At 69.7% G+C, this 24,454-nt stretch carries 25 protein-coding genes and 1 pseudogene; 11 read left to right on the top strand and 15 right to left on the bottom strand.

The genetic code is table 11. The annotated features are described in order from the left end of the window. Positions 1-11: 11 nt before the first annotated feature. Positions 12-1,082 (bottom strand): ABC transporter substrate-binding protein, encoded by a 1,071-nt coding sequence (locus tag AMYHA_RS20685; protein WP_084037398.1) that lies wholly within the window; start codon positions 1,080-1,082, stop codon positions 12-14. A gap of 219 nt (positions 1,083-1,301) precedes the next feature. Here AMYHA_RS20685 and AMYHA_RS20680 point away from each other — a divergent pair, with 219 nt between their 5' ends. From AMYHA_RS20680 to AMYHA_RS28235, 6 genes and pseudogenes are all read left to right on the top strand, one after another. Then, on the top strand, positions 1,302-2,864 hold the full coding sequence (locus AMYHA_RS20680; RefSeq protein WP_034273717.1) for a sulfatase family protein: 1,563 nt from the start codon (positions 1,302-1,304) through the stop codon (positions 2,862-2,864). An 82-nt stretch (positions 2,865-2,946) separates the two neighbouring features. Then, positions 2,947-4,104 (top strand): FAD-dependent monooxygenase, encoded by a 1,158-nt coding sequence (locus AMYHA_RS20675; protein ID WP_034273715.1) that lies wholly within the window; start codon positions 2,947-2,949, stop codon positions 4,102-4,104. Between the two features lie 142 nt (positions 4,105-4,246). Beyond that, positions 4,247-5,329, top strand: a complete 1,083-nt coding sequence (locus AMYHA_RS20670) for an NAD(P)H-dependent amine dehydrogenase family protein (protein ID WP_034273713.1) — start codon at positions 4,247-4,249, stop codon at positions 5,327-5,329. Positions 5,330-5,344: 15 nt separating this feature from the next. Continuing rightward, on the top strand, positions 5,345-6,079 hold the full coding sequence (locus tag AMYHA_RS20665) for a glucose 1-dehydrogenase (RefSeq protein WP_034273711.1): 735 nt from the start codon (positions 5,345-5,347) through the stop codon (positions 6,077-6,079). A 42-nt stretch (positions 6,080-6,121) separates the two neighbouring features. Next, positions 6,122-6,667 (top strand): annotated as a pseudogene (locus AMYHA_RS28445) (AMP-binding protein); the annotation flags it as partial. Then, positions 6,657-7,799, top strand: a complete 1,143-nt coding sequence (locus AMYHA_RS28235; protein WP_330760653.1) for an AMP-binding protein — start codon at positions 6,657-6,659, stop codon at positions 7,797-7,799. The pseudogene AMYHA_RS28445 and the gene AMYHA_RS28235, both read left to right, overlap by 11 nt. Here AMYHA_RS28235 and AMYHA_RS20655 read toward each other — a convergent pair. The 12 genes from AMYHA_RS20655 to AMYHA_RS20600 are packed head-to-tail and all read right to left on the bottom strand — an operon-like array spanning position 7,745 to position 17,123. Continuing rightward, entirely contained in the window at positions 7,745-8,239 is a 495-nt protein-coding gene (locus tag AMYHA_RS20655; protein ID WP_034273709.1) for a dienelactone hydrolase family protein, read from the bottom strand. The two genes, AMYHA_RS28235 and AMYHA_RS20655, sit on opposite strands and share 55 nt — an antisense overlap. Positions 8,240-8,267: 28 nt before the next feature. Continuing rightward, entirely contained in the window at positions 8,268-9,932 is a 1,665-nt protein-coding gene (locus AMYHA_RS20650) for a thiamine pyrophosphate-binding protein (RefSeq protein WP_034273707.1), read from the bottom strand. A gap of 12 nt (positions 9,933-9,944) precedes the next feature. After that, positions 9,945-10,733 carry an SDR family oxidoreductase gene (locus AMYHA_RS20645; RefSeq protein WP_034273705.1) on the bottom strand — a complete coding sequence of 263 codons (789 nt, stop codon included), beginning with the start codon at positions 10,731-10,733 and terminating at the stop codon, positions 9,945-9,947. Positions 10,734-10,742: 9 nt separating this feature from the next. Further along, a complete protein-coding gene (locus AMYHA_RS20640; protein WP_034273703.1) occupies positions 10,743-11,489 on the bottom strand; it encodes an SDR family oxidoreductase in 747 nt (248 codons plus the stop codon). After that, positions 11,489-12,301 (bottom strand): alpha/beta fold hydrolase, encoded by an 813-nt coding sequence (locus AMYHA_RS20635; RefSeq protein ID WP_051400132.1) that lies wholly within the window; start codon positions 12,299-12,301, stop codon positions 11,489-11,491. The genes AMYHA_RS20640 and AMYHA_RS20635 overlap by 1 nt, the downstream gene beginning before the upstream one ends. Beyond that, complete coding sequence (locus AMYHA_RS20630) at positions 12,298-13,080, bottom strand: aspartate dehydrogenase domain-containing protein (protein WP_034278187.1); 783 nt, start codon at positions 13,078-13,080, stop codon at positions 12,298-12,300. Before AMYHA_RS20630 ends, AMYHA_RS20635 begins: the two co-directional genes overlap by 4 nt. Next, positions 13,077-14,012 (bottom strand): VOC family protein, encoded by a 936-nt coding sequence (locus AMYHA_RS20625; RefSeq protein ID WP_034273701.1) that lies wholly within the window; start codon positions 14,010-14,012, stop codon positions 13,077-13,079. The genes AMYHA_RS20630 and AMYHA_RS20625 overlap by 4 nt, the downstream gene beginning before the upstream one ends. A 24-nt stretch (positions 14,013-14,036) precedes the next feature. Continuing rightward, entirely contained in the window at positions 14,037-15,110 is a 1,074-nt protein-coding gene (locus AMYHA_RS20620) for an aromatic ring-hydroxylating oxygenase subunit alpha (protein ID WP_034273699.1), read from the bottom strand. Further along, on the bottom strand, positions 15,107-15,340 hold the full coding sequence (locus tag AMYHA_RS20615) for a recombinase-like helix-turn-helix domain-containing protein (protein WP_034273697.1): 234 nt from the start codon (positions 15,338-15,340) through the stop codon (positions 15,107-15,109). Before AMYHA_RS20615 ends, AMYHA_RS20620 begins: the two co-directional genes overlap by 4 nt. 27 nt (positions 15,341-15,367) lie before the next feature. Next, positions 15,368-15,625: a hypothetical protein gene (locus AMYHA_RS20610; RefSeq protein ID WP_051400131.1), complete on the bottom strand. Its 258-nt coding sequence runs from the start codon at positions 15,623-15,625 to the stop codon at positions 15,368-15,370. Positions 15,626-15,636: 11 nt separating this feature from the next. Further along, positions 15,637-16,572, bottom strand: a complete 936-nt coding sequence (locus AMYHA_RS20605) for a PDR/VanB family oxidoreductase (protein WP_084037397.1) — start codon at positions 16,570-16,572, stop codon at positions 15,637-15,639. Positions 16,573-16,604: 32 nt separating this feature from the next. Beyond that, positions 16,605-17,123: a cupin domain-containing protein gene (locus AMYHA_RS20600; RefSeq protein ID WP_034273691.1), complete on the bottom strand. Its 519-nt coding sequence runs from the start codon at positions 17,121-17,123 to the stop codon at positions 16,605-16,607. 214 nt (positions 17,124-17,337) lie between these two features. On the opposite strand from AMYHA_RS20600, the gene AMYHA_RS20595 reads away from it, so the two are divergent. Next, positions 17,338-18,822, top strand: coding sequence for an aldehyde dehydrogenase (locus AMYHA_RS20595; RefSeq protein ID WP_034273689.1), 1,485 nt, complete (start codon positions 17,338-17,340; stop codon positions 18,820-18,822). Between the two features lie 100 nt (positions 18,823-18,922). Here the strand turns inward: AMYHA_RS20595 and AMYHA_RS20590 are convergent, their stop codons facing one another. Next, positions 18,923-19,465 (bottom strand): MarR family winged helix-turn-helix transcriptional regulator, encoded by a 543-nt coding sequence (locus AMYHA_RS20590; protein WP_034278185.1) that lies wholly within the window; start codon positions 19,463-19,465, stop codon positions 18,923-18,925. Positions 19,466-19,710: 245 nt separating this feature from the next. On the opposite strand from AMYHA_RS20590, the gene AMYHA_RS20585 reads away from it, so the two are divergent. Beyond that, positions 19,711-20,886, top strand: a complete 1,176-nt coding sequence (locus AMYHA_RS20585; protein WP_034273686.1) for a THUMP-like domain-containing protein — start codon at positions 19,711-19,713, stop codon at positions 20,884-20,886. A gap of 29 nt (positions 20,887-20,915) precedes the next feature. On the opposite strand, the gene AMYHA_RS20580 is transcribed toward AMYHA_RS20585, so the two are convergent. Then, positions 20,916-21,566 carry a TetR/AcrR family transcriptional regulator gene (locus AMYHA_RS20580; RefSeq protein ID WP_034273683.1) on the bottom strand — a complete coding sequence of 217 codons (651 nt, stop codon included), beginning with the start codon at positions 21,564-21,566 and terminating at the stop codon, positions 20,916-20,918. 137 nt (positions 21,567-21,703) lie between these two features. Between AMYHA_RS20580 and AMYHA_RS20575 the strand changes: the two genes are divergently transcribed. The 3 genes from AMYHA_RS20575 to AMYHA_RS20565 are packed head-to-tail and all read left to right on the top strand — an operon-like array spanning position 21,704 to position 24,429. Next, on the top strand, positions 21,704-22,642 hold the full coding sequence (locus tag AMYHA_RS20575; RefSeq protein ID WP_051400130.1) for an alpha/beta hydrolase: 939 nt from the start codon (positions 21,704-21,706) through the stop codon (positions 22,640-22,642). Continuing rightward, a complete protein-coding gene (locus AMYHA_RS20570) occupies positions 22,639-23,469 on the top strand; it encodes an SDR family NAD(P)-dependent oxidoreductase (protein WP_034273681.1) in 831 nt (276 codons plus the stop codon). The genes AMYHA_RS20575 and AMYHA_RS20570 overlap by 4 nt, the downstream gene beginning before the upstream one ends. Before the next feature lie 33 nt (positions 23,470-23,502). Further along, positions 23,503-24,429 carry a reductase gene (locus AMYHA_RS20565; RefSeq protein ID WP_034273679.1) on the top strand — a complete coding sequence of 309 codons (927 nt, stop codon included), beginning with the start codon at positions 23,503-23,505 and terminating at the stop codon, positions 24,427-24,429. Positions 24,430-24,454 lie beyond the last annotated feature (25 nt).

Genomic DNA, 24,454 nt, shown 5'->3' with positions numbered 1-24,454 from the left:
GCGCGGCATTGCTACTTAACAAGGGAGTATCCCTCCGCGACGAGGTCGGCTGCGGGCACCGTCTGGTTCGGCTTGAGGAAGCCGACGTCAGCCATGTTGTCGATCATCGCGTCGAGGTTGGCCAGGTCGATCTTGCCGTCATCGGGCCGGGCGTAGTCCTCCGCCTCGATGAACGCCTCCAGGTCCATGACGCGGATGGCCTCCGCCTCGTTGAGCGTTGTCACCGCGGTCGCGCGGTCCTGCTGGTAGGCGCTGACGGCGGACTGGTAGTCGGCCCGCCACGCGCAGTACGCCTCCGGGTTGTTCGCGATGAACTCGACGCCGAAGAAGACGTCGATCAGCTCCTGGTCGATGCCGGGGCCGGTACGAGAGTCGAACAGCACCTCGATGCCGCCGCTGCCGTTGGCCATGTCGAAGAAGGGCTGCGGCAGCACCGCGACGTCGATGGTGCCCGCGCGCAGCGCCTTCTCCTGCTCGGCGACCGGGATGGTGACGAACTCGACGTCGCGGTCGGGATCGAGCCCCGCGCTGGCGACGGTGCTGCGCGCCCAGTAGGCGGTGGACGTCACCGGGTCGAGAATGCCGATGCGCTTGCCCTTGAGGTCAGCAAGCTCGGTGATCCCGCTGTCGGAGAGCGTGGCGAACTTGGTGGTGAAGCCCTCGCTGGACTCCGTCGTGATCGACGCCGCGACCCGCAGCGGCAGGCCCTGGGCCACCGCGCGGATGAGCTGCGGGGCGGACGCGGTGCCGCCGTCGATCTGGCCCGCCTGGAAGGCGTCCAGCCGATCGGCGGGCGCATAGGTGGTGGCCTTGACGGTGTACCACTCGCCGTAGTGCTCGGCGCCCGCGAACTCTGGGTCCACGTACTGGATCTGTAGCGGCTCGATGACGGAAGGCTGCACCCCGAGCCGGATCTCGACCGGTTCCTGCGGCGGTGTCGACAGGTCGACGTCCGCGCAGCGGGGCGCGTTGGCGAGCTGCGCGGCGGCTTCGCCCTGATCGCCGCACGCGACCAGCGTTGCGGCCACTCCGAGTGCGCTGATCGCTGCGCCGACAGCTCTCAGTGATCTCGTTCCTGGCATTGCGGGGCTCCTTCTCTGGCGGACCGTCCTCGGGCCTGCCGGGGAAATCCGGGGGGTGACTCCAGCAACTATCTTGCTAGTATGAGGTTTAGCACTAAGAGGTTTACCTCACTCGGTCGCCTGATCGCAAGGGTTCGGGTGGAGAAAGCCTCCTCCGCTGGGCCGCTGCCCGCAGAACAGCGGCGTCCCGAGACGTCGACGACGGGGAAGGAGTGAGTGATGCCGCGTGCCGGAGCACCGAATGTCGTGGTGATCATGACCGACGAACAACGTGCTGACCACGTCGGATTCGGCGGAAACCCGCTGGTGGCGACGCCGCACCTGGACGCGTTGGCGCGGTCTGGGACGCGGTTCGACCGGGCATTCGTCGCAAACCCGATATGTATGCCCAATCGGGCGTCGATCCTGACTGGCCGGCTGCCTTCGGCGCATGGCACCAGGGTCAACGGCATCTCACTCGACCCCGACGCCAACACCTTCGCCCGCGTGCTGCGCGCGCAGGGCTATCGCACCGGGCTGGTCGGCAAGTCCCACCTGCAGAATCTTGGCAAAGGTGCCGAACAGGTGCTGGAGCTGCTGGCCGAACGCGAGGGCGACGCCGTGACCAGAAATCACCCGCACGGGTGGGACCAGTGGGAGGATGTCGAACGCCACCGGCACGCCGACGTCGAACTTCCGGAGGATTTCTACGGCTTCGACCACGTCCGGCTGGTCGGCGGCTACTCCGCCAACGCATCAGGGCACTACTACCAGTGGCTGCTGCGCCAGGGCGTCGACCCTGAGCTGCTGCAGGGGCGGCAGAACGCCGCCCAGCGCTACGACGACTGGAACCAGGTGTGGCAGACCCCGATGCCAGAGGAGCTGTATCCGACGAACTACATCGTCGACCGCAGCATCGACTTCCTCAGCGACCGCGCAGGCGACGACGAGCCGTTCCTGCTGTGGTGCTCGTTCCCCGACCCGCACCACCCGTTCGCGCCACCGAAGCGGCACTACGAGATGTACTCGCCCAGCGACGTGGACCTGCCGGAGTCCTTCGCGGACACGCACGAGCACTCCATGCCGCACTATCGCGCGATGGCCGCCGAACGGGGGCACGCGCGCACGTTCTTCACCGGCTGGGCACCCACCGAGGAACAGTTCCGGGTCGCCGCGGCCGTCCAGTTCGGCATGATCACCATGGTCGACGAGGGCGTCGGCAGGCTCATGGCCGCGCTGGAACGACTTGGCCTCGACGACAACACCGTGGTGATCTTCACCAGCGACCACGGCGACATGTTCGGCGACCACGGCATGATGCTCAAGCACGCCATGCACTACGAGGCCTGCGTCCGGGTACCGCTGGTGGTTCGGGCGCCCGGCTACGAGCCCGGCGTGAGCGACGCGCTGGTGTCCTCGCTGGACATCGCCAGCACCATCCTCGACCTGTGCGGCGCGCGTGAGTACCGGGGGATGCAGGGCCAGTCGCTGGTGCCGCTGCTGACCAATCCGCGTGCGCGGCCGCGGGAGACGCTGCTGGTCGAGGAAGACGAGCTGTTCAGCCTGCCCGGCCTGCCTGGTCCGATCCGGATGCGCTCGTTGGTCACGGAGCACGCGCGGCTGACCACCTACGCGGGGCACGACGACGGGGAGCTGTTCGACCACGACGCCGACCCGCTGGAAATGCGTAACCGCTGGCACCACGACCGTTCCCGCGGCTTGCGCGCGGACCTCACCGACCTGCTTGTCCAGACGATGCTCGCGCACGCCGACGAGGGCGTGACCCCCACCCACACCGCATGACGGCCCGGCACTCACCGGCAGCGGTACACCGCGCCACGGGCGCGCCCCGGCGTCCGCGGCGCACGACAGAGAGGACAGCCCCATGAGCGACAGAGTTATCGGAATCGTCGGCGGCGGCATCGGCGGGCTCGCCGCGGCCATCGCGCTGCGGAGCTTCGGCCACCAGGTCCGGGTCTTCGAGCAGGCACCCGGCTTCGCCCGCGTCGGCGCCGACGTCAACCTGACCCCGAACGCCGTCACCGCCCTCGACGGCCTTGGACTCGGTGACCGGCTGCGTGCGACGGCGGCGCGCCCCACGCACCGCATCAGCCGTATGTGGGACACCGGGCATGAGACGTCCCGGCTGGCGATGTCGCACGCCGCCGAGGAGCGCTACGGCTCGCCCCAGCTCACGATTCATCGCGCGGACTTGCTTGCGGCGCTCACCGGCGCGCTGCCGGGCGGCGTGATCGAGTTCGGCAAACGGCTGACCGCCGTGGAGCCGGGTGAGCGGTCCCGGCTGCGGTTCGACGACGACACCGACGCCGAGGTCGACGTCCTGATCGGCGCGGACGGCATCCACTCTGCGGTGCGCACCGCGCTGTTCGGTCCTGAGCATCCGACGTTCACCGGGGTGGTCGCCTACCGCGCGGTGGTGCCGACGGAGCGGGTGCGCGCGGTGCCGGACATCACGGCGTTCACGAAGTGGTGGGGACCTGACCCGGACACGCAGATCGTGACGTTCCCGCTGAACCGAGGCACCGAGACGTTCGTGTTCGCCACCGCGCCGCAGGACGACTGGACGCACGAGTCGTGGACCATGCCGGGCAGCGTGACCGAGCTGCGGGAGCGTTACCGCGCCTTTCATCCGGACGCCCGTGCGCTGCTGGACGCCTGCGACGAGGTACTGAAGTCCGCGCTGTACGTGCGCGATCCGCTGCCGCGATGGTCGGCGGGGACGGTGACGCTGCTCGGCGATGCCTGCCATCCGATGATGCCGTTCATGGCGCAGGGCGCTGGCACGGCGGTGGAGGACGCCGTGGTGCTGGCGCGGGCACTGTCCGGCGTGGACAGCGCGTCGGTGGCGGATGCGCTGCGGCGGTACGAGGCGGCGCGACGGGAACGCACCGCACGCATCCAGCTCGGCTCGCGCGGCAACAACTGGCTGAAGGACTCCGGCGACGCGGACTGGGTGTACGCCTACGACGCCTGGCGGGTGCCGCTCGGTCCGGCGGGGCACGCCGCGTCCGTGGCGGTCTGAGCCTGGCGCGCAGGGAAAGAGCGTGATCTAGCAGCATTTCGTGCGCGTATGGACAGATGTCCAGTCATATGTCTATCCTTGGTGGAACGTGTTCTTGTTTCCACGATCGGCGCCTCCGGCGCGATCGGGTGAGGAGAGGTCCATGCCGATCCGCGTAGCGCATGTGGGCACCGGCACTGTCGGCCGCCTGGCGCTGCGGCACGTGATCGACGATCCTCGCTTCGAGCTCACTGGTGTCTGCGTTTCCACCGAGGAGAAGGTGGGCCGCGATGCCGGCGAGCTCGCGGGACTCGACGCCGACACGGGTATCAAGGCTGCAGGGGAGCTCGACGCCGTGTTGGCCACCCGGCCGGAGGTTGTCGTCTACTGCGCGATGGGCGACAACCGTCTTCGGGAGGCGATGGAGGACTGCCGCCGGATCCTCGAGTCAGGGACCAACGTCGTCGGCACGGCACCGACGTCTCTGATCTATCCGTGGCAGGTGCTGCCCGACAAGTGGGTCGATCCGATCGAGGACGCCGCCCGCTCTGCGGGCGTGAGCATCTTCGTGAACGGGGTCGACCCTGGCTTCGCCAACGACCTGATGCCGCTCACGCTTGCCGGTACCTGCCGGACTATCGAACAGGTCCGCTGCGTCGAGATCGCCGACTACGCGTCGTATGCCGGCGCTACGGTGATGTTCGACGTGATGGGCTTCGGCCTCCAGGAAGAGAAGACGCCGCTGCTGCTGATCCCTGGCGTGCTCAGCAGCGCATGGGGCGTGACCATCCGCCAGCTCGCGACGGGACTCGGAATCGAGATCGACGAGATCGTCGAGAGTTACGAGCGGGAGCCTGCGCCTGAGGCGTTCGACGTCGCCGCGGGACACATCCCCAAGGGCGGCATGGCCGCGTTGCGCTTCCAGGTCAGCGGTATGTCGGCCGGGCGGCCGGTGCTGGTGGTCGAGCATGTCACGCGACTGCGCGCTGAGCTGCGGCCGGACTGGGCGCAGCCCGCGCAGCCGGGCGGCTCGTACCGCATCGAGATCACAGGGGAGCCGTCATACACGGTGGACATCTGCCCGGCGAGTCGTGAGGGTGACCACAACCACGCCGCGATCCTCGCTGGTGCGGGCCGGATCGTGAACGCCATCCCAGCGGTGATGGCCGCCGAACCGGGTATCAGGACGACACTCGACCTCCCGCTGGTGGCAGGCAACGGCTTCGGCACCGTCAGCCAGGAATGACAGAAGGGAACCGACATGCGGGTTAGCGGCAAGGTCGCGCTCATCAGCGGCGGCGCGCGGGGCATCGGCGAGGCCGACGCCCGGCTCTTGGTGGCAGAGGGCGCCAAAGTGGTCATCGGCGATGTGCGCGACGACGAGGGCAAGGCGCTGGCCGATGAGCTGGGCGCTGCCGCGCGCTACGTCCACCTCGACGTCACCCAGCCCGATGACTGGCGGGCGGCGGTGGCGACGGCGGTCGAGGCGTTTGGCAAGCTCACCGTCCTGGTCAACAACGCAGGCATCGCGAACGGCAGCACGGTCCAGCGGTTCGACCACGGCGAGTGGGACCGCATCATCGCGATCAACCTGACCGGGACCTTCTACGGCATCCAGGCCGCAGCCGACGCGATCATCGAAGCGGGTGGCGGATCGATCATCAACGTCTCCTCGATCGAAGGTCTCCGCGGCACCCCGTGGGCGCACGGGTATGTCGCCTCGAAATGGGGTGTCCGCGGCCTGACCAAGTCCGTCGCGATGGAGCTGGCGCCGCACGGAGTCCGAGTCAACTCGCTCCACCCCGGATTGATCCGCACGCCGCTGACCGAGGGCATCCCCGACGATATGATCTCCATTCCGCTCGGCAGGGCAGGCACTGCCGACGAGGTCGCGAGCTTCGTCCTGTTCCTCGCCAGCGACGAGTCCTCCTACGCGACCGGCACCGAGTTCGTCATGGACGGCGGCACTGTGCAGAACATTCCGCACAAACTCTGACCACGACCGTGGGGAACGGGTGCACTGTCAATCGGAGGAACCATGACCGCGTTCAATCTCGCGACCGTTTTCCGCACCGTCGCCGACGCCGTGCCCGACCGCGAGGTGCTGGTGTGGCGGGACCGGCGGCTGACGTACGCCGAGGTGGACACGCGCATCGACGGCGTAGCGCACTTCCTGGCCGGCCATGGCCTTGGTTGCCATGTCGAACGGGCGAACCTTGCCGGTCACGAGTCTGGCCAGGACCACGTCGGCCTCTACCTCCGCAACGGCAACGAGTATCTCGAGGCGATGGTGGCCAGCTATCGCGCCCGGGTGGCCCCGGTGAACGTGAACTACCGCTACGTCGAGGACGAGCTCGTCTACCTGCTGACCGACGCCAGGGTGCGGGCGCTGGTCTTCCACGCGGAGTTCGCGCCGCGCGTGCGGGCCATCCGTGAGCGACTGCCCGAGCTGACGATCCTGATCCAGGTGGCCGACGAGTCCGGCAACGAACTGCTGCCCGGCGCGATCGACTACGAGTCGATCGTCACCACCCCGGCACCCGCCACCGGAATGCCGGTGCCGAGTCCGGACGATCTCTACGTCCTCTACACCGGGGGGACGACCGGTATGCCGAAAGGCGTGCTGTGGCGGCAGGACGACATCTTCGTGTCCTCCATGGGCGGCACCCCGTTCGGGGGCGCCGGAGCCGCACGCATCCTACGACGCGATCGCGGAGCATGCCCGGTCCGGCGAGGCCCAGATGAAGTTGCTCGTCGTGGCGCCGTTCATGCATGGCAACGCCCAATGGTCCAGCTTCTACACGATCACCGGCGGCGGGACGGTCGTCCTTCCGGACGACACCCGGCATTTCTCGGCCGCGGACACGCTCGACCTGGTGCAGCGGGAACGCGTGATCAGCATTCCGGTGGTCGGGGACGCGATGGCGCTGCCGCTGGTGGAAGAGGTGGAGCGGGCGTCCGCTGCCGGGGCCGGGTACGACCTGTCATCGGTCGCCGCGGTGAACAACGGCGGTGCTCCGCTCAGCCCCAGCCTGCGGAGCCGGCTACTCGAAGCCATCCCGCACGTGCTCCTGCTTGACGGCGCCGGCTCGTCGGAGACGGGAATCCAGATGAGTTCCGTGTCGGTCAAGGGCGCGGAGGTGGAGGCAGCGATTTTCACTCCGCAGCCGGACACCGCGGTGCTCGACGATGCCTTGACCCGGGTGCTTGAGCCCGGCGAGGGCGGTGGCTGGCTCGCGCGCCGCGACCGCGTCCCCCTCGGCTACCTCGGCGACTCCGACAAGACCGCGCGCACCTTCCCCACGGTGGACGGTGTCCGCTGGGCGGTTCCCGGTGACCGGGCCGACCTGCTCGACGACGGCCGCATCGCGCTGCTCGGGCGCGACAACATCACGATCAACTCGGGCGGGGAGAAGATCTTCGTCGAAGAGGTCGAGCGCGCGATCATCGGACATCCCGCCGTGCGCGACGTCATCGTGGTAGGCCGGCCGAGCAGCCGGTGGGGCAGCGAGGTGGTCGCCGTCGTGGAACTTCAGGACGATGTCGCGGTGCGCGACGAGGAGCTGCTGGCCGAATGCGGTCGGCACGTGGCGCGGTACAAAGTGCCCAAGGCGGTCGTTCGCGTGGACCGCGTCGTGCGCGCACCCACCGGCAAGGCCGACTACCGATGGGCTGAAGAGGTCGTGACCGACGCACGCCAGCGGGCGAGCGTATGACCGCTCGAAATGACGCTCGCCGCCGCGGCGACGTCAGCACCGGCGCCGATGCCAAGCAGCGTGATGGCGTCCTGCGGAATGCCGCAGCGACGTCGCAGGTGGTCTAACGCCCCCGCGACGTCGGCGAGCTTGCTTGCCTCGGTCAGCCGCGCCCACGCACGCCAGGCACGCTCCGGGGAGGTGGTGGTGAACTCCCGGCCGCCGGTCTCGTAGTAGAAGTACGGCGCGACCGCGAGCTCTCCGTGTGCCGCCAGCGTGGCGCAGCGGCGTTCGACGTCCTCGGTGAGCCCGTAGACGTCGTGCAGCACCACGACGGCGCCACGCGGCGGTGTCTCGGGCCAGCGCACGAACAGCGGCGCCGACGTCTCCAGCACGCGACGGCCCCGGTTGGCTGGGCCGTGCGTGTGGTGATGGTCGAGCGGGCTGGTCGATGAGGTCATGGGCGGACTCCTCGGTAACTCAGCGGTGTCACTCCTGGTTCGGCACGTGCACCGGCGGCACGAACGGCTCCGGCGCGGGCTCCAGCGCGGTCACGTCCACCTCCAGCACGGCGGGACCGTGCTGATCCAGCGCCTTGGTCAACGCGGCTGGGAACTGCTCGGCGCGGTGGACCAGCTCGTACGGCAGGTCGACGGCGCGGGCGAGCCGGTGGAAGTCCGGGGTGAAGAGGTCCACGCCGCTGCGCCGTCCGCTGTGGCGTTCTTGCATGTTGCGGAGCACGCCGTAGCCACCGTCGTTGAACAGCACGACGACCAGCCACGGTCGTTCCTGCGCCAGCGTGGCCAGCTCCCCGAGGTGCACGGCGAGACCGCCGTCGCCGACCATGACCACGGTGGGCGCGTCTGGCCGGGCCAGGGCGGCGCCGATGCCGGTGGCCAGGCCCTGTCCGATGCCGCCGCCGACCGGGAAGACGTTGGTGTCGGGGTCGTAGATCTCCAGTAGTCGGTTGCCCCACTGGCTCGACGGGATGGTGACGTCGCGGGCGATCACCGCGTCACGCGGCAGCTGCTCCCGGAGTGCGTCGCACATGAGCGCGTACGGGCCGATCGCGGCGCGGAGCCGGTCCCGCACCGCGATGCGGGTCGCGGTCACCCGTTCCCGCCAGCCCGGTTCGGTCGCGGGCTCGCCGAGCGTCGCGAGCAGCGCGTCCAGCACGATGGCGGCGTCGCCGTGCAGCGCGACGTCGGCGGGGTAGGAGCGGCCGAGCGCGGCGGAGTCGATGTCGAGCTGCACATGGGTGGCGGGCAGCGTGAGCTGGTAGTGCTTGGTCTCGTTGGAGCGGAAGTGCGTGCCGACCGACAGCAGCACGTCGGCGTCCGCGAGCAGCGCGGCACCATCCGGTGCGGCGGCGAAGTTGCCGATCACGAGGTCGTGGTCCTCGGGGAGTGTGCCACGGCCGGAGTTGCTGGTGAACACCGCCGCGCCGAGCCGTTCGGCCAGCGCGCGCACCTGCTCGCGTGCGCAGGTCGCGCCGCCGCCCGCCCAGATCGCGGGGCGACGCGCGCCGGTGAGGGCGTTGACAGCGCGAGCGAGCGCGTCCTCGTCGACTGGCGGCGTGGCAGGAGTGGTGCTGGCAGTCGCGACGGTGTCGTCGTCGACGGCAGCGCCGCCGAGCCGGGCGTACTGCAGGTCGATAGGCCATTCCACGCTGGCAGGACCGGTCGGCGCGGTCAGTGCCGCCGCGATGGCCTCCCGCAGCGTGTGTTCCGCCGTCGCCGCCGAGGCCACTGTCGCGGCGTGCTTGGAGATCGCGGTGAGCATGCCGAGCTGATCGCGCGTCTCATGAATAACACCCCTGACGCCACCATTGGTGCCGATGAACTCGGAGTCGACTTGGCCGGTCACGTGCAGCACCCTGCTGCCCGCCGACAGTGCTTCGATCATGGACCCGGCGGCATTGCCCGCCCCGGTTCCGGTGCTGGTGACCGCGACGCCCAGCCCGCCAGTAGCGCGGGCGTAGCCGTCCGCGGCGTTGACCGCGGCGGCCTCGTGGCGCACTGGCACGAACCGGAGCTCATGAGCGATGGCATCGACGAGGGGCAGGTTGTGCACGCTGACCACGCCGAACGCGGTGTTGACACCGTGCTCACGCAGCAGCCGCACCAGCAGGTCACCGCCGGTTGTCTCGGGCATGGAGAGTCCTTTCTAGACGTAACGGGCGACGCCGCCGCCGACGTCGAGGGAGCTGCCGGTGATGTAGGACGCGCGGGGCGAGAGCAGCGACAGCACCGCGTAGGCGACCTCGTCGGCGGTGCCGAGCCGACCCAGCGGGATGCCGCGGTCGGCCGCCAGCTCGGCGCTCCACTCCTCGAACCTCAGCGGGCTACCGGATGTCTCGTAGCGGCGGCGCCACTGGCCGGTGTCGATCAACCCGAGGCACACCGAGTTCACCCGGATGCCTTCCGGCGCGAGTTCGCTAGCCAACGTCGTCGACAGGTTCAGCAGCGCCGCCCGTGCCGCCGAGGTCGCGGCGAGTTTCGGCTCCGGCTGGCGGGCGAGGATCGCGTTGACGTTGACCACCGACGCGGCGGGGGAGCGGCGCAACCGCGGCACCGCCGCGCGCACCACGTGCAGCACGCTGAAGATCTTCAGCTCCAGCTCGGCCCGCCACTGCTCGTCGGTGGTCTCGGCCAGCCGCGCCAGCAGCGAGCGTCCCGCGTTGTTGACCACGCCGTCGATGCCGCCCAGTTCGGCGGCCGCGTCGGCGACGAACTGGTCGACCGATTCGGCGTCGAGCACGTCGCAGGCGGCGGTGACCACGCGCGCCTTCTCCGCACGCGGCAGCTCAGCGAGCGCGACGTCCAGCCGCGCTTTGTCCCGCGCGCAGGCCGCGACGTTCGCGCCCTCGGCCAGCAGCGCGGCGGCGGTGGCCAGGCCAACGCCGGAACTGGCACCGGTGACCAGCACGCTGCGGCCGGAAAGTCCCAGATCCATGAGGAGCTCCTAGCTGAAGACGAACCCGCCGTTGACGACGAGCGTGTGACCGGTGATGAACGATGCGGCGTCGGAGAGCAGGAAGGTCACGGCACCCACGACGTCCTCAGGCTGCTGGGCGCGGTCCAGCGCCCGATTGTGGGCGTAGAGCTGGTGCCGCTCCTGGGGCACCGCCTCGGTGGCCTCGACTTCGGTCAGGCCAGGCGCGACGGCGTTGACGGTGACGCCGTCCGGGCCAGCGTCGCGGGCCATCGCCCTGGTCAGCGCCATCACCGCGCCCTTGGACGCGATGTAGTGCGCCAGCAGGGGTGAGCCGTACAGCGCGGCGTCGGAGGCGAGCTGCACGATCCGTCCCGACCGCGCGGCGAGCTGCGGATACAGCGCGGCCGACACCAGCCACGGGCCGCGCGCGTTCACGGTCATCAGCCGGTCCCATGCGGCTACGTCCAGTTCGGCGAAATGCTTGCCGCCAACACCGTCGGCCAGTGCCGCGTTGTTCACCAGCCCGTCCGTCCCGCCGGTCTCGGCCACCCGCTCGGCGAGTCCGCGCACGGAATCCGGATCGGCGACGTCGGTATCGACCCGGGTGACGTCGACGCCCGCTGCGGTCAGTTCCGCCGTGGCCCGCTCGGCCAGCTCCGCGTCGCGTTCGGCGAGCACCACCGACCCACCATGCGCGCCGATCGCGGCGGCGATGGCATAGCCGAGCCCGCGCCCCGCTCCGGTGACGACGATGCGCTTGCCGTGCAGCGACATCAGGCACCTCCCGCTTGGCAGGCGGGCCCAGCGGGCACCGCACTGTCCACGTCGGACAGGAACTCGCGTACGGCTGCGTTGAACTCGCCAGGGTGCTCCTGGTTGGCGGCGTGGCCGCCGGGAATGATCCGCAGTCTCGCGCCGGGGATTCCCTCGGCGAGCGCCCGGCTCTCGGCCACCCCTGTGACGCGGTCCTGCGCGCCGACCACCACCAGCGTCGGCACGCTCAGGTGCGCGAGCGCGTCGGAATGGTCGGTCTCGGCCATCGACTCCACCGCCGCCGCGTACCCGGGTAGCCGCAGCTCGCTCATCAGCGTGATGACCTGCTCGACGACGTCCGGGTTGGCGTGAGGGGCGGTAAGCCGGGGACCGCGTTCCCGGGCGAACGCCAGCCTGCCGAGCCTGGCGCGCTCTCGCGCGCGGGCACGCATCCGCGAGGCCGACTCCTCGGTGAGCCTGGAGCCCCGGGTGGAGTCCGCTAGCACCAGCGAGCGCACCCGGTCGGGGTGCAGCAGCGCGGTGCGGGTCGCGATGACCCCACCCCAGGACACGCCAACCAGGTGGGCGCTGTCGGCACCGAGCCCGTCCAGCACGTCGACGACGCTGGCGGCGTAGCCGGACATGCCGGGATAGCCATGTGGATCGGCGGAAGCGCCGTATCCAGGGGCGTCCCAGGCGAAGGCTCGGTGCCCGCGCCCCAGCTCCGGTAGCTGGGCGTCGAACGACCGGCCCGATCCGCCGATGCCGTGCAGCAGCAGTACAGGCGAGCCGGTGTCGCCAGCGGTGTGCAGGTGGATGCCGTTCACGTTCACCGGAACGCTCCCTTCGGTGTGGCCAGCGCGGTGAGTGCGGACAGCACCGCGTACGGCACGACCTGGCTGCTGGTCGGGGTCTGCGGGGATGGCTGGTTGCGGATCTCGAACCGGTATTCGCCCGCCGCACCGTCGGCCGTGATGACGTGCGAGGTGGTGGCGGCGGCCGGGTCGGCGACGACGGCAGCCTCGACGACGTCCCAGTCGCCAGCCGCGAGGGCCACCGACGCCGCGACGTTGGCCGACTTGGGGAAGGCCGCGGTGATATCGCGGGCCGGGCCGCGGCGCAGTTCGATGGGCGCGGTCGCGCTGTGCAGCCTTGCGCGTTCGGCGTCGTCCATCCACGGCTGGATCAGGCTGGTGGCGCGCTTGGTGGTGACGATCTCCACCCGGTCGAGCGGCGCCATTCGCGCGGCGGCGCGGAGCAGGTCAAGGCCGCCGATCGCGCCAGTAGACAGGTGCAGCGCACCCGGGCCTGCTGCGAGGAGCCGGTCGAACAGCGCGGTGTTGGCCAGTGCTCCGACGGAGACCACGAGCAGGTCGGTGCCCGCATCGAGCACGGCGGGACCGTGCTCCGCCAGCGCGTGCTGCCCCGCCGCCTCGACGACCAGGTCGGAGCCAGCGATCAAGTCGGGCATGGCCAGCACCGGCAGGCCGTCGGGATCGGCGGCGCCGTCGTGGGCCACGCCGGTCAACGCGGCACCAGGCACCTGGCCGTCGCGCAGCGCCCGCGCGACGATCCCGCCGATGGCGCCCGCGCCAAGTACGCCGACCTTCATGCCTGCCACCACGCGGTGTAGCCGGGGTCGGGCACGCCCTTCATGTGTGCGCGGACGTCCTTCGACGGCGGACCCGCCGTGCCCCACAGGTCGGACAGCTCGGGGGTGCGCCGCCACACCCGGCACAGCCAGGCATCCTCCACGATCTGCTCCACCTCGGAGGTGTACTCGCAGACCAGCCCTGCCGGGTCGGCGAAGTAGCTGAAGGTGTTGTTGCCCGGCCCGTGCCTGCCGGGTCCCCACAATGGCGTGATGCCGTTGTGCCGCAGCCTGCCGATGCCGCGCATGAAGTGATCGATCGAGGGCATCTCGTAGGCGACGTGGTTGATCGACGGGAACTCCGCCTGGTTGAACGCGATCACGTGGTGGTCGGCGTTGCAGCGCAGGAACGCCATCTGGTGCTCGGACCAGTCGGAGATCCGCATACCGAGCACGCGGGTATAGAACTCGCAGGCGGTGTCGATGTCGGCGGTGTTGAGCACGACATGCGCGATTTTGCGCGGCACGGCTGGATGCCCGTCGGGGTCGTCCGGCACGACGGCGTCGACGTCGGCGGACAGCTCGATCAGCCGCCCCTCGGGGTCGGCGAACCGCAGCCCGTAACCGCCGCCGACCTGGTCGAGCTTGCCCGGCTCGGTGACGAGCGGCACGCCGTGCGCGGCGAGCCGGTGGGCGGCCGCATCGACGTCGGCCGGGGTGGCGACGGCGAAGGCGACCTTACCGAGCGCGTTCTGCTCGGCCTGCTGGAGTTGCAGCACGTGGTGCTCGGGGCTCGTGCCGCGCAGCCACACCGCGCCGGTGTCGTGCTCGACCGGCCGCAGTCCCCACACTTCGTGGTAGAACTCGGCCGCGTCGGCGCAGGCGGTGGAGCGCAGCGTGACCGAGCGCAGCGCGCGCAGCCGCGCGATGGGCCCTGGGGTAGTCGACGTCATCGGGTGCTCCTGTTCTCAGCGCTCTCAGTGGGTGGCGGGCTGGCTGGCGGCGGCGGCCTTGCCGTTCGCGGGTTGGGTGCGAGCACCGGCCTGCTTACTCGCCTCGGCGCGCAGCATGCGGCGCATCCGGATCAGCGCGATGTCGTGCTGGTAGGGGTTCTCCCGCGCCCAGGCGTCTGCGGGCATCGCCTCGGCCATGCCCCGGTCCTGCTCCAGCACCTGCCAGTGCCTGGCTTCCAGCCGGTTGCGGTAGAGGAAGCGCCACGAGTCGCGCTGCCAGCCGGTCACCTTGCGGCAGCGCCAGAAGAACCCGGCGTGCTGGTGTTCGTTGATCGCCACCAGCGCGGCGACGATGGTGAAGGGACCGCCAGGACCGGCGGTGTCGGGGTAGGGGATGTCGAGGGTGATCCACTGCGCGCCCGCGTCGGTGAGCTGCACCCAGTCGAAGTTCACGCCGCGTTGGTCGGTCTTCTCGAACACGAAGCCGTTGTCGTTGGCGCGGATCTGGAACTCCGCCTCCTGCTTGCCCGCGAACATGGTGTGGCTATCGCGGTGCAGGAACGCGCCGTGCATCGGGTCGAGCAGGTTGTCCAGCGAGTACAGGTAAGGCGCGTCCCACTCGACGTAGCACAAGAAGTGCGCCCACTCTCCCCCGTCGGCGATCGGGTCGGGGATGTGCAGCGGGGCGGGCGGGGTCTGCTCGTCGAGGCCGAACCAGGCGAAGATGGCGCCCGCGTGCTCCTCGGCGGGGAAGGTGCGCAGCGCCCGCCTGCCCTCCAGCGAGCAGCCGGGGCTACCAGGCACGGACACGACCGTGCCTGCTGCGTCGAGCTGGACGCCGTGGTAGTTGCACGCGATCCGATCGCCCATGTGCACGCCGAGCGAGAGCCGTGCGCCCCGGTGCGGGCAGCGGTCCTCCTGGACGTGCACCCTGCCGCTGGCGTCGCGCCACAGCAGCAGTTCCTCGCCCGCACGGTCGATGCGGGTCAGCTCGCCGCGTCGCACCTGCTCGGAAGGGCACAGCGGGTACCAGCGGTCGCGCAATCCCAGCGCGAGGATGCCTTCGGCGGTGTCGAGTGGTTGGGTCGGTGCGATCATGGCCGTGCCTCCTCGGGGCCGCCGAGCCGGGCGAGCTCGGCGGTGAACGACTCCTCGGTCCAGTCAGTGCCGGCCGGCGGGCGGACGCCGCTGTCGTTGAGCGCGGCGACGACGCCCGGCAGGTCGTGCACGCCCCTGCCGTAGATCGACTCCAGCTCGTCGGCGAGCGCGTTCTCGTAGCTGGCCGGGGGATGGGTCCGGGTCTGCACTGGTCGCAAGGTGAGCGACATGTCGGGTTCTCCTCGTTAGTCAGGGGCTCAGCCGGCGCGGTCGAGCTGGTCGGACAGCGCCGCGTGGCCAGGTTCGGTGAGCAGCGCGGGCACCCGCTGGCCGACGCGGCCGGGCCGGGCTGCTCGCAGCAGTCCTGCGCGCACCAGCTCGCGGGCGGCCGTCTGGTCGCAGCACGGCAGGCCGTCGACGTAGAGGTCCGGTTCGCAGCTGCAGGTGATCTCGGCGTGCCCGGCCGCGACGGCGCGCAGCATGGCTCGCTGGCGGAAGTTCACGCAGGCTTTCATGATCGGCTCCGCTAGCTGAGGTCGAGGACGAGTTCGGACGACCGGCAGCGGGAGACGCAGGGGAGCATGGTGGCGCCCGACGCCTTCTCGTCGTCGGTCAGCAGGACGTCGCGGTGGTCCGGTTCACCGGAGAGCACCTTGGTCTCGCAGGTGCCGCACACCCCTTCGCGGCATGAGCTGGGCACGGCGACACCCGCCGTGGCGAGCGCGTCGAGGATGGAGATGTCCGCGTCGACCCGCACGCGCGTGCCCGATCCGGCGCAGACGACGTCGAAGGTGGTGTCCTCGGCGGCGGTCGCCGGGGATGCGGCGGGCCGGAACCGCTCGACATGCAGGTCGACGTCGTCGGGCACGGCCTGCTCTACGGCGGCGAGCAGCGGCTCGGGTCCGCAGCAGTACACGGCCGTGCCCGGGGCGACGTCCGCGAGCGCCGATGCCAGATCGGGCGGACCACCGCGCTCGTCGTCGGCGTGCACCCTGACCTCGTCGCGCGTCAGTTCGGGCAGAAACGCCATGGAATCCCGCGATCGGCCGCAGTAGAGCAGCTGCCACGGCCGATCGCGGGCAGCCAGGTGTCGCGCCATCGGCAGGATCGGGGTGATGCCGATGCCGCCCGCGATGAGCAGGTAGCGCTCGGCCTCGGTGAGCGAGAAGTTGTTCCTCGGGCCGTCGACGTCGAGCAGGGTGCCCGCGGTCAACCGCTCGTGCACCCAGGCGCTGCCACCCCGCGACGCCGGCTCGCGCAGCACCGCGACGGAGTAGACGTGGCGGTCAGCGGGGTCGCCGCACAGCGAGTACTGCCGCTGCAGCCCGTTCGCCAGGTGGAGCGTCAGGTGTGCGCCCGGTTGCCACTCCGGCAGCGCGTCGCCTCCCGGGTGGCGCAGGTCGACGCGCACGACGCCGTGTGCCAGCCAGGTCGTCTGCTGCACCCGTAACGTGATGGCCATGTCCCTCACCTCGTATTTCCCGCCGTCTGGGATCAGTCCCGGCTCAGGCCGTGCATCGGCGAGGTCGACGGGTAGGTGGGCAGCTGCGGCCGCTGTGCGCCGATGATCACGCAGAACAGCGCGTCGACGTCACCGATGTTGCGCAGGCTGCGCGGAACCCCTGCCGGTACGCGGATGAGGTCGCGGTAGCCGAGCACGCGGCTGGCGGTCTTCGTGCCGTCCTCGACGTCGTGCACGGTGACCTCGAGGTTGCCCTCCAGCACGAAGAAGACCTCTTCGACGTCGTGGTGGGTGTGCTCGGGGCCGATCGCGCCGACTGGCAGCCGCATGTTGGAGAACGTGAAGTGCTCCGACGGCAGGATCCGGTCGTCGCCGGAGTGGTCGCCGGTCGCGCCGGAGCCGATGTAGCGAATCTGCGCGCGGCGGAACTGCTCGCCCGCCTGGGCTTGGAAGCCCAGCGTGTCCCAGTCCTCGTCGCGCGACTTCTTGCTCGCGATGCAGGAGTCGATCAACGTCTCCAGGTCCACGGCCGTGTCCGAAGGGGCGCTCATGTCCACACCTCACTAGATCTCTTAGAGCTAAACGAACTACTTCTAAACTTGTAGCACTGGCTGGCCCTGATGGCAAGCCCTCGTGCGCTTGCTCGGTGAATAGGGCCTTTAAGAGGGGGTGTGCGTGCGGGTGCGCTATCGGGAGGGCTTGCGCATGGTCTCGGTATCCGATAAATCTTAGAAGTAAGCTAACTAGGTGAGTGGAGGAGTTGTCATGGCGGGTTCGCGGGACGCACCCGGCGAGATCCTGGTCGCGGGAGAGTGGCGGCACGGTCACGGTCCGATCATCGAGACGGTCGACCCCGCGACGGGCGAGGTGATCGCCAGGCTGCACGGTGCCGATGCTGACGACGTCGACCATGCTGCCGAGCGGGCGTCGCGAGCGGCATCGGAAGCCGGGTGGCGCGACATGCTGCCGCACCAGCGGGCGCGGCTGCTCGCCACCGCAGCCGACCTCATCGAGCGGGACACCGAACGCCTGGCACTGCTGCAGACTCGCGACACCGGCAAGACGCTGGCGGAGACTCGCGCGCTGGTTGGCAGTGCCGCGGGGACGTTCCGGTTCTACGCCGCCGCGCTGGAAACCGCATCCTCGGAGTTGACGCCGCCGCGTGGGCCACACCTGGCCATGAGCATGTACGAGCCGATCGGCGTCGTTGGCGCGATCACGCCGTGGAACTCGCCGATAGCCAGCGACGCGCAGAAGGTCGCGCCCGCGCTCGCCGGGGGCAACGCCGTGCTGCTGAAACCGGCCGAGGTGACGCCGCTGGTCTCGCTCGCGCTGGGGGCGTTTCTGCTGGAAGCAGGGTTTCCGCCGGGGCTGATCTCGGTGTTGCCGGGTGCTGGCAGGGTCGTCGGCGAGGCGATCGTGCGGCACCCGAAGGTAGGCAAGGTGTCGTTCACCGGCGGCACCGACACCGGGCGGCTCATCGGCAGGCTCGCCGCCGACAAGGTCATGCCGGTGACCACCGAACTGGGTGGTAAGTCGCCGACGATCGTGTGCGCCGACGCCGATCTTGACCACGCCGTCGCCGGGGTGCTGTACGGGGTCTTCTCCTCGACCGGGCAGAGCTGCATCGCCGGGTCACGGATCTTCGTGCACCGCGACGTCCACGAGGAGTTCGTCGACCGGCTGGTGCGCGCGGCGACATCGCTGCGGGTCGGGCCGGGTACCGATTCGGCGACCCAGGTGGGACCGCTGGCGACGTTCGCGCACCGCGGCCGGGTGGCGGCGCTGGTCGACCGCGCCAGCGAGGAAGGCGCGCGGGTGCTCTGCGGCGGCGACGTCCCGGATGACCCGGCGCTCGCGCGGGGTGCGTACTACCTGCCGACGCTGCTTGCCGGGCTGGCCAACGACAGCAAGACATGCCAGGAGGAGATCTTCGGCCCGGTCGGGGTGGTGCTGCCGTTCGACGACGTCGACGACCTGGTGGAGCAGGCCAACGACACGGTGTACGGGCTCGCGTGCGGGATCTGGACGCGGGATTACCGCACGGCGTGGTCGCTGGCGCGGCGGATCGAGGCTGGCACTGTGTGGATCAACACCTATAAGCAATTCAGTATCGCCACGCCGTTCAGCGGGATGAAGGCGAGTGGGATCGGCACGGAGAAGGGGCGGGACGGCATCCGTGCTTACCAGCGGCAGAAGAGCGTGTACTTCGGGCTCAACGAGGAGCCGTTGCCCTGGGCGCGGGGTTGAGCGCTGTCTGGGGCGGGTTGGTCGCCGTGCCACGCGGCCGCCTGGTTGGGGCGGCTTCGCGCTGGGTCGCGGCGTGCTCGATGAGGCACTCCGCTGGAGGCTATGTTCCGGTGCTGGAGTTGGCGCTCATTTCCGCCAGATCGAGCGAGTGCTCCAGGCGGCTCAGCAACTTCGCGAGCTGCGCCTGCTCCGACTGTGTGAGCCCGCTCAGCATGCGCGCCTCGTTGGCGAAGTGCGCCGCGGCGACCTCGTCGATCAAGGCGAGGCCCTTGTCGGTCAGCTCGACGTAGACCACCCTGCGGTCGACTGGGTCGCGGTCGCGGCGTACCAGTCCCGCCGTCTCCAGTTTGTCGACGCGCTGCGTGATACCGCCGGTGGAGAGCAGGATGGTGTCGGCGAGCTGGCCAGCCGTGCAGCGGTACGGTGCGCCCAGCCTGCGCAGCGCTGCCAGCAGGCCGAACCCGGCCATGCTCAGGTCGTAGCTGTCGAAGAGTTTGGTGAGCTGGTTCTGGTATCGGTTGAATGAGCGGTGCAGCCTGCCGAACACGCCCAGCGGCGACGTGTCGACATCGGGGCGCTCGCGGCGCCATTGCTCCAGCATCAGATCGACCGCGTCGGGCTGTGGAGTCCCGCGTCGTGCCATGTCCATCCCCTAGCTTATTTATGAGTAAGAATGCACTCGCTAAGATATTAGCGTAGTTCGAGTGGCTGTCTATACCGTCGCGGCCGTGGGTTTGCCGGTGGTCCGAGTCGATCAACTCCCTGCGCGCTGTGACCACGTCGTGTCCGATTCGTCCGATTGTGATGGTCACGGCGCGCGGTAAGTTGATCAACTATGCGCGCGGGGCCTCGCCGGTCTGGTGATGTGTGCCCGGTAGCGTCAGCGCCGTGGGGTATGCCTTCACCATGGACGACGTCGCGTTCCTGCGCTCGGCAGCGGGGACGGACGCCGTCGTCGCGTGTGCCGATCTGGAGCTGACCGACGCGACACGGTTGCGCGACGTCCGGCGCGCCAGGGAACTGGTCGGCGAGGACCGGGCGGCCGCCGTGCTTGAGACCGTGCTGCTGCGGCGCAAAGCCGCGTCCAAACTGGACTTGTCGGACGACTGGCTGCTCACCGATGAGGCATTGCAGCAGGCGAGCCCCACCGCCGTCGCCCAGCGCCGTGCGGAACGCCTCGCTGGCCGCGACGTGCACGACGTCACCTGCTCCATCGGGTCGGACCTGGTGCCCATCACGGCGACGGCCAGCCGGTGCGTCGGCTCCGACCTGGACGAGGTCCGGCTCGCCATGACGCGGCACAACTGCGAACGCGCGGGTGTCGCGCCCGCGCTGGTGCGCGCGGACGCGCTGCGCCCGGTCACCCGGGACGCCGTCGTCGTTGCCGACCCCGCTCGCCGCGACGCGCGCGGCCGCAGGCGCTGGCGGACGGATGACTTCCAGCCGCCGCTCGACGCGCTCGCTGCGGCGTACCGGGGCCGGGACCTCGTGGTGAAGTCCGCGCCGGGTATCGATCCGGACGCGGTGCCGTGGGCGGACGAGTTCGAGGTCGTGTCGCTGGACGGCCAAGTGCGGGAGGCGTGCCTGTGGGCGGGGTCGGTCGCCACCGCGGGGCGGCGGGCGACCGTGCTGCGCAACTCGGGGAAGAGTTGGTCCATCTCCGATGACGAGCCGGACGACTGTGAGGTCGGCGAGCCGGGGGAGTGGCTGATCGATCCGGATGGCGCTGTCGTGCGGGCCGGGCTGGTGCGCCATTACGCGGCGCGGCACGGGTTGTGGCAACTCGACGAGCGCATCGCCTACCTGACCGGCGACGAACCGCCGCCTGGCATCCGCGCGTTCCACGTGCTGGAGTTCGGGCCGTACCGAGAGAAGGAACTGCGTTCTCGGCTGCGGGAACTGGACGTCGGTCGAGTGGAGATCCTGGTCAGGGGTCTCGACGTCGATCCGAACGCGCTGCGGCCCCGGCTGAAGCTGCGTGGCCCCGCAGAGCTGAGCGTGGTGCTGACCCGGATCGGCCGCGGTCCGATGGCCTTCCTGTGCGAGGCGAAACGGATTCCGTGAGGAACCGCATCCGCGTAGTCGGCGAACGATCAGCGTGTGAACTCGTCAGGGAGGAACTGGCTGCCGAGGACGGAACCGAACTGGGCGGCCCGCTCGATGATCTGATCGGCGTCGACCTTGACGATGCCGGATTGCCAGGCGGTGATGAGCTCGACGAAACCGCCGATTCCCATCAAGACGGTCATTCGGAACTCGTCCTCGTCGACGCCGGCTTTCAGGAAGGGCCGGGCTTGTTCGGTGAGTAGATCGGTGGCGCGTTGCAGCGTGTCGTGGCGGCGGCGCTCGAGCACCTCGCTGCCCGCGTGCTCGCCGAAGAAGATCTGCGCCCGGCGCGGATCGGCTACGAGGTGACGCACGAAGGCTTCGATGGCCGTCCGTAGCTGAGCGAGCGGAGGCTGGTCGAACTTGTCGGCGATCGAGTGGAGCAGCATGGCGAGGGTCTGGTCGCGGACGTGGTCCCATGCCGCGGCCAGTAGCGCGTCCCGGTCGCTGAAGCTCTCGTAGAAGTACCGGTCGATCAGCCCAGCCTGTGCGCACACACCGCGCATGGTGACGGCCGCCCAGCCGTGCTCCTGCCAGATGCTCAGGGCAGCGTTGATCAGCTTCTCGCGCCGCTCGGCCTTGCGCTCTTCCGCACTGAGTCCGCCGTAGATGCCGGACTTCTTCTTTGTGCTGCCCACCACCTCATCTTGACAAGGTTATCCGCCTCGCTCAATCTGAGGGCATGCGCCATCAGAGAGGGCAAGCGACCTCAGAATGTCGGGATGCGCCGCCCGACCGATCACGTCGCGGCCGAGGTTCCTGGCAGGCACGAGCGTTGGCCAAGGTCACCGCCGCCACCCTGCGCCCGTTCACCACGGCGGTTCCCGCTACCGATCGCCGGGTGTGGCTGTTCCGCCGCATCGTGGCGGGTTCGTTAGCCCTGTTCGGACCTGCCGAGCGAGACACCGGAATCGAGCTGGTCGACGTCGCCACGCCTGGTGGGACGCGGGTCCGGGGCGAATGGGTGCGCCCGCCCGGTGAGCATCGCGAGAGTGCCGTGGTGCTGTACCTCCACGGCAGTGCGTACACGGTGTGCTCCCCGCGCACCCACCGAGGCCTGACAACGCGTCTGGCGGTGCGGGCCGGGGTGCCGGTGTTCGCCTGCGGCTATCGGCTGGCACCAGGACACCGGTTTCCGGCAGCGGCCGAGGACGTGCGGGCCGCGTTCGACTGGCTCACCGGCCAGGGGTTCCCACCGGAGCGAATTGTGCTGGCAGGGGACTCCGCCGGCGGCCACCTCGCCGTTGACCTCGTGCTGGAGCTACTCCGGCGCGGCGCGACCCCGCCCGCGGCGATGGTGCTGTTCTCGCCGCTGATCGACCTCAGCCTCGGCTTTGCCCGTGAGCGAGAAACCCGGCGCCGTGACCCGATGATCTCCGCTGACCGCGCGCGTCGGCTGGTCGCGCTCTACACCAGGGACGCTAGCCCCGCACATCCCCGGCTTGCGCTGGACGTCACCTCGGCGCGGCGGTTTCCGCCCACCCTGATCCAGGCCGGTGAGCGGGAGATGCTCACCGCCGATGCCGAGCATCTCGCGGATGGCATCCGCGCCGCGGGCGGCCGGTGCGAATTGGACGTGTGGCCAGACCAGATGCATGTCTTCCAGGCCCTGCCAGTGCTCGTTCCGGAAGCCGGACGGGCGCTGGCGGAGGCGGCGGCGTTCGTAGACGCCGAACTCGACACGATTCCTGCTGAGCTGGAGGTGGCCTCATGAGGCGTCCCGTGGATGCCCGTACCTACCATGCGCGGGCGGTGGTGACCGGCGCCGGCAGCGGTATCGGCCGTGCTTTCGCGCTGGAACTCGCCCGCAGGTGCGGCCGCATCGTGTGCGCGGACGTGGACGAACGCGGTGCCAAAGAGACCGTCAGGATGATCGAAGCGCTCGGTGCGCAGGGCTTGGCGGTGACCTGCGACGTCGCCGTCGAACAGCAGGTGTGGGAGCTGAGCGAGACCGCGGAGCACTGGCTGGGCGCGCAGCCGACCCTCGTGATCAACAATGCCGGCGTCGGCGCGGGTGGTGACGTGGTGGGGGAGACCCCGCTCGGCGACTGGCGGCGCACCCTTGGCGTGAACCTGTGGGGTGTCGTTCACGGCTGTCATGTCTTCACACCGTGGCTTCGGCTCGCCGAGGGCGGCGGGATCATCAACGTCGCCTCCGCCGCGAGTTTCGCCGCCGCACCCCGGATGGGCGCCTACAACGTGAGCAAAGCCGCCGTGCTCGCGCTGTCCGAAACGCTGGCCGCCGAACTGTCCGGCACTGGTGTGGCGGTGACCGTGCTCTGTCCGACGTTCGTCACGACCAACATCACCTCGGGCGAGTTGATCGGTGCGGCGGCCACCCGGCTCGCCGACCGGCTGATGCGGCTAACCGGTGCCTCGCCGGACGACATCGCCAGGACCACCCTCGACGCGCACGACCGGGGACGTCTCTACGTCGTGCCGCAGTGGGACGCACGCCTGATCTGGCGCATGAAGCGGCTGCTGCCCGTGCCCTATACCCGCGCACTCGGCCTGCTCGGCCGAGTGCTGCCGTCGTCGTAATTCCGTGGCCGTACCACAGAAGGGGAGAGAACAATGGCGTTCGACTTCGACACCATGTTGCGCACCATCAAGGACAAGCAATGGTCGCTGGCCGATATCGACTGGGACGCGCCCGGCGCCGACCTGATCACCGAGGAGCAACGGCCTCAGCTCAAGCAATTCATGTCCGATCTGGTGTGGATCGAGAACATCGGGGCGCGCGGATTCGCCGCGCTGGCGCGGAAGGCCCCGAACGACACCGTCAAGCGGATCTACGAGTACTTCCACGCCGAGGAGCAGAAGCATGCCAATGCCGAACTGGCGCTGATGCGGCGCTGGGGCATGCTGGCCGACGGCGAACAGCCCGCGCCGAACACCCAGATCCGGATGGCGATCAAGGTGCTGGACACCTACGGCGACGACATCCCGCTGAGCGCGCTCGCCACGCTCATTCCCATGCTGGAATGCGCACTCGACGGCGCCCTGGTGAAGTTCCTGCTCGACGAGGTCGCCGATCCGCTGTGCCACGAGGTGTTCCGGCACATCAACTCCGACGAGTCCCGGCACATCGCCGTGGACTTCCAGGTGCTCGACCTGGTCGGCGCCGGTCCCGCGCGCAGGCTGCTCATCGAGACAGCCTCAGCGATGCAGCCGCACATGTTGCTCGGGTTGATCGTGGTGTTCGTGCCGCTGCTGAACAAGATGCGGGACAACATCGCGGCCATGGGGCTGCCCGAGCACAAGCTCTACAACGCCGTCAAGCGCTTCGTCAGCAACGGTGACCGCAGCGAGAACACCAAACGGATCCCGGTGTATCACGTGTTCAAGGCACAGGCGCGGATGGTCGTGGACCGTGGCCACGGCTACCACCGCTACCTCGCCGATCCGATGGTCAAGGTCACCAACCGCATCCCGGCGCGGCTGATGGGCAAACAGCCGTCCTGGTCGAAGGAACTCACCCACGAACCGGTGGCCAAGTGAGCACACCATCCCAGGCGAAGGGCAG

Source organism: Haloechinothrix halophila YIM 93223, assembly GCF_000504245.1.
In the GTDB taxonomy this organism is placed as follows: Bacteria; Actinomycetota; Actinomycetes; order Mycobacteriales; family Pseudonocardiaceae; genus Haloechinothrix_A; species Haloechinothrix_A halophila.
The sequence above is the reverse complement of the archived record's forward strand: the minus strand, read 5'-3'. Positions and strand labels throughout refer to the sequence as shown.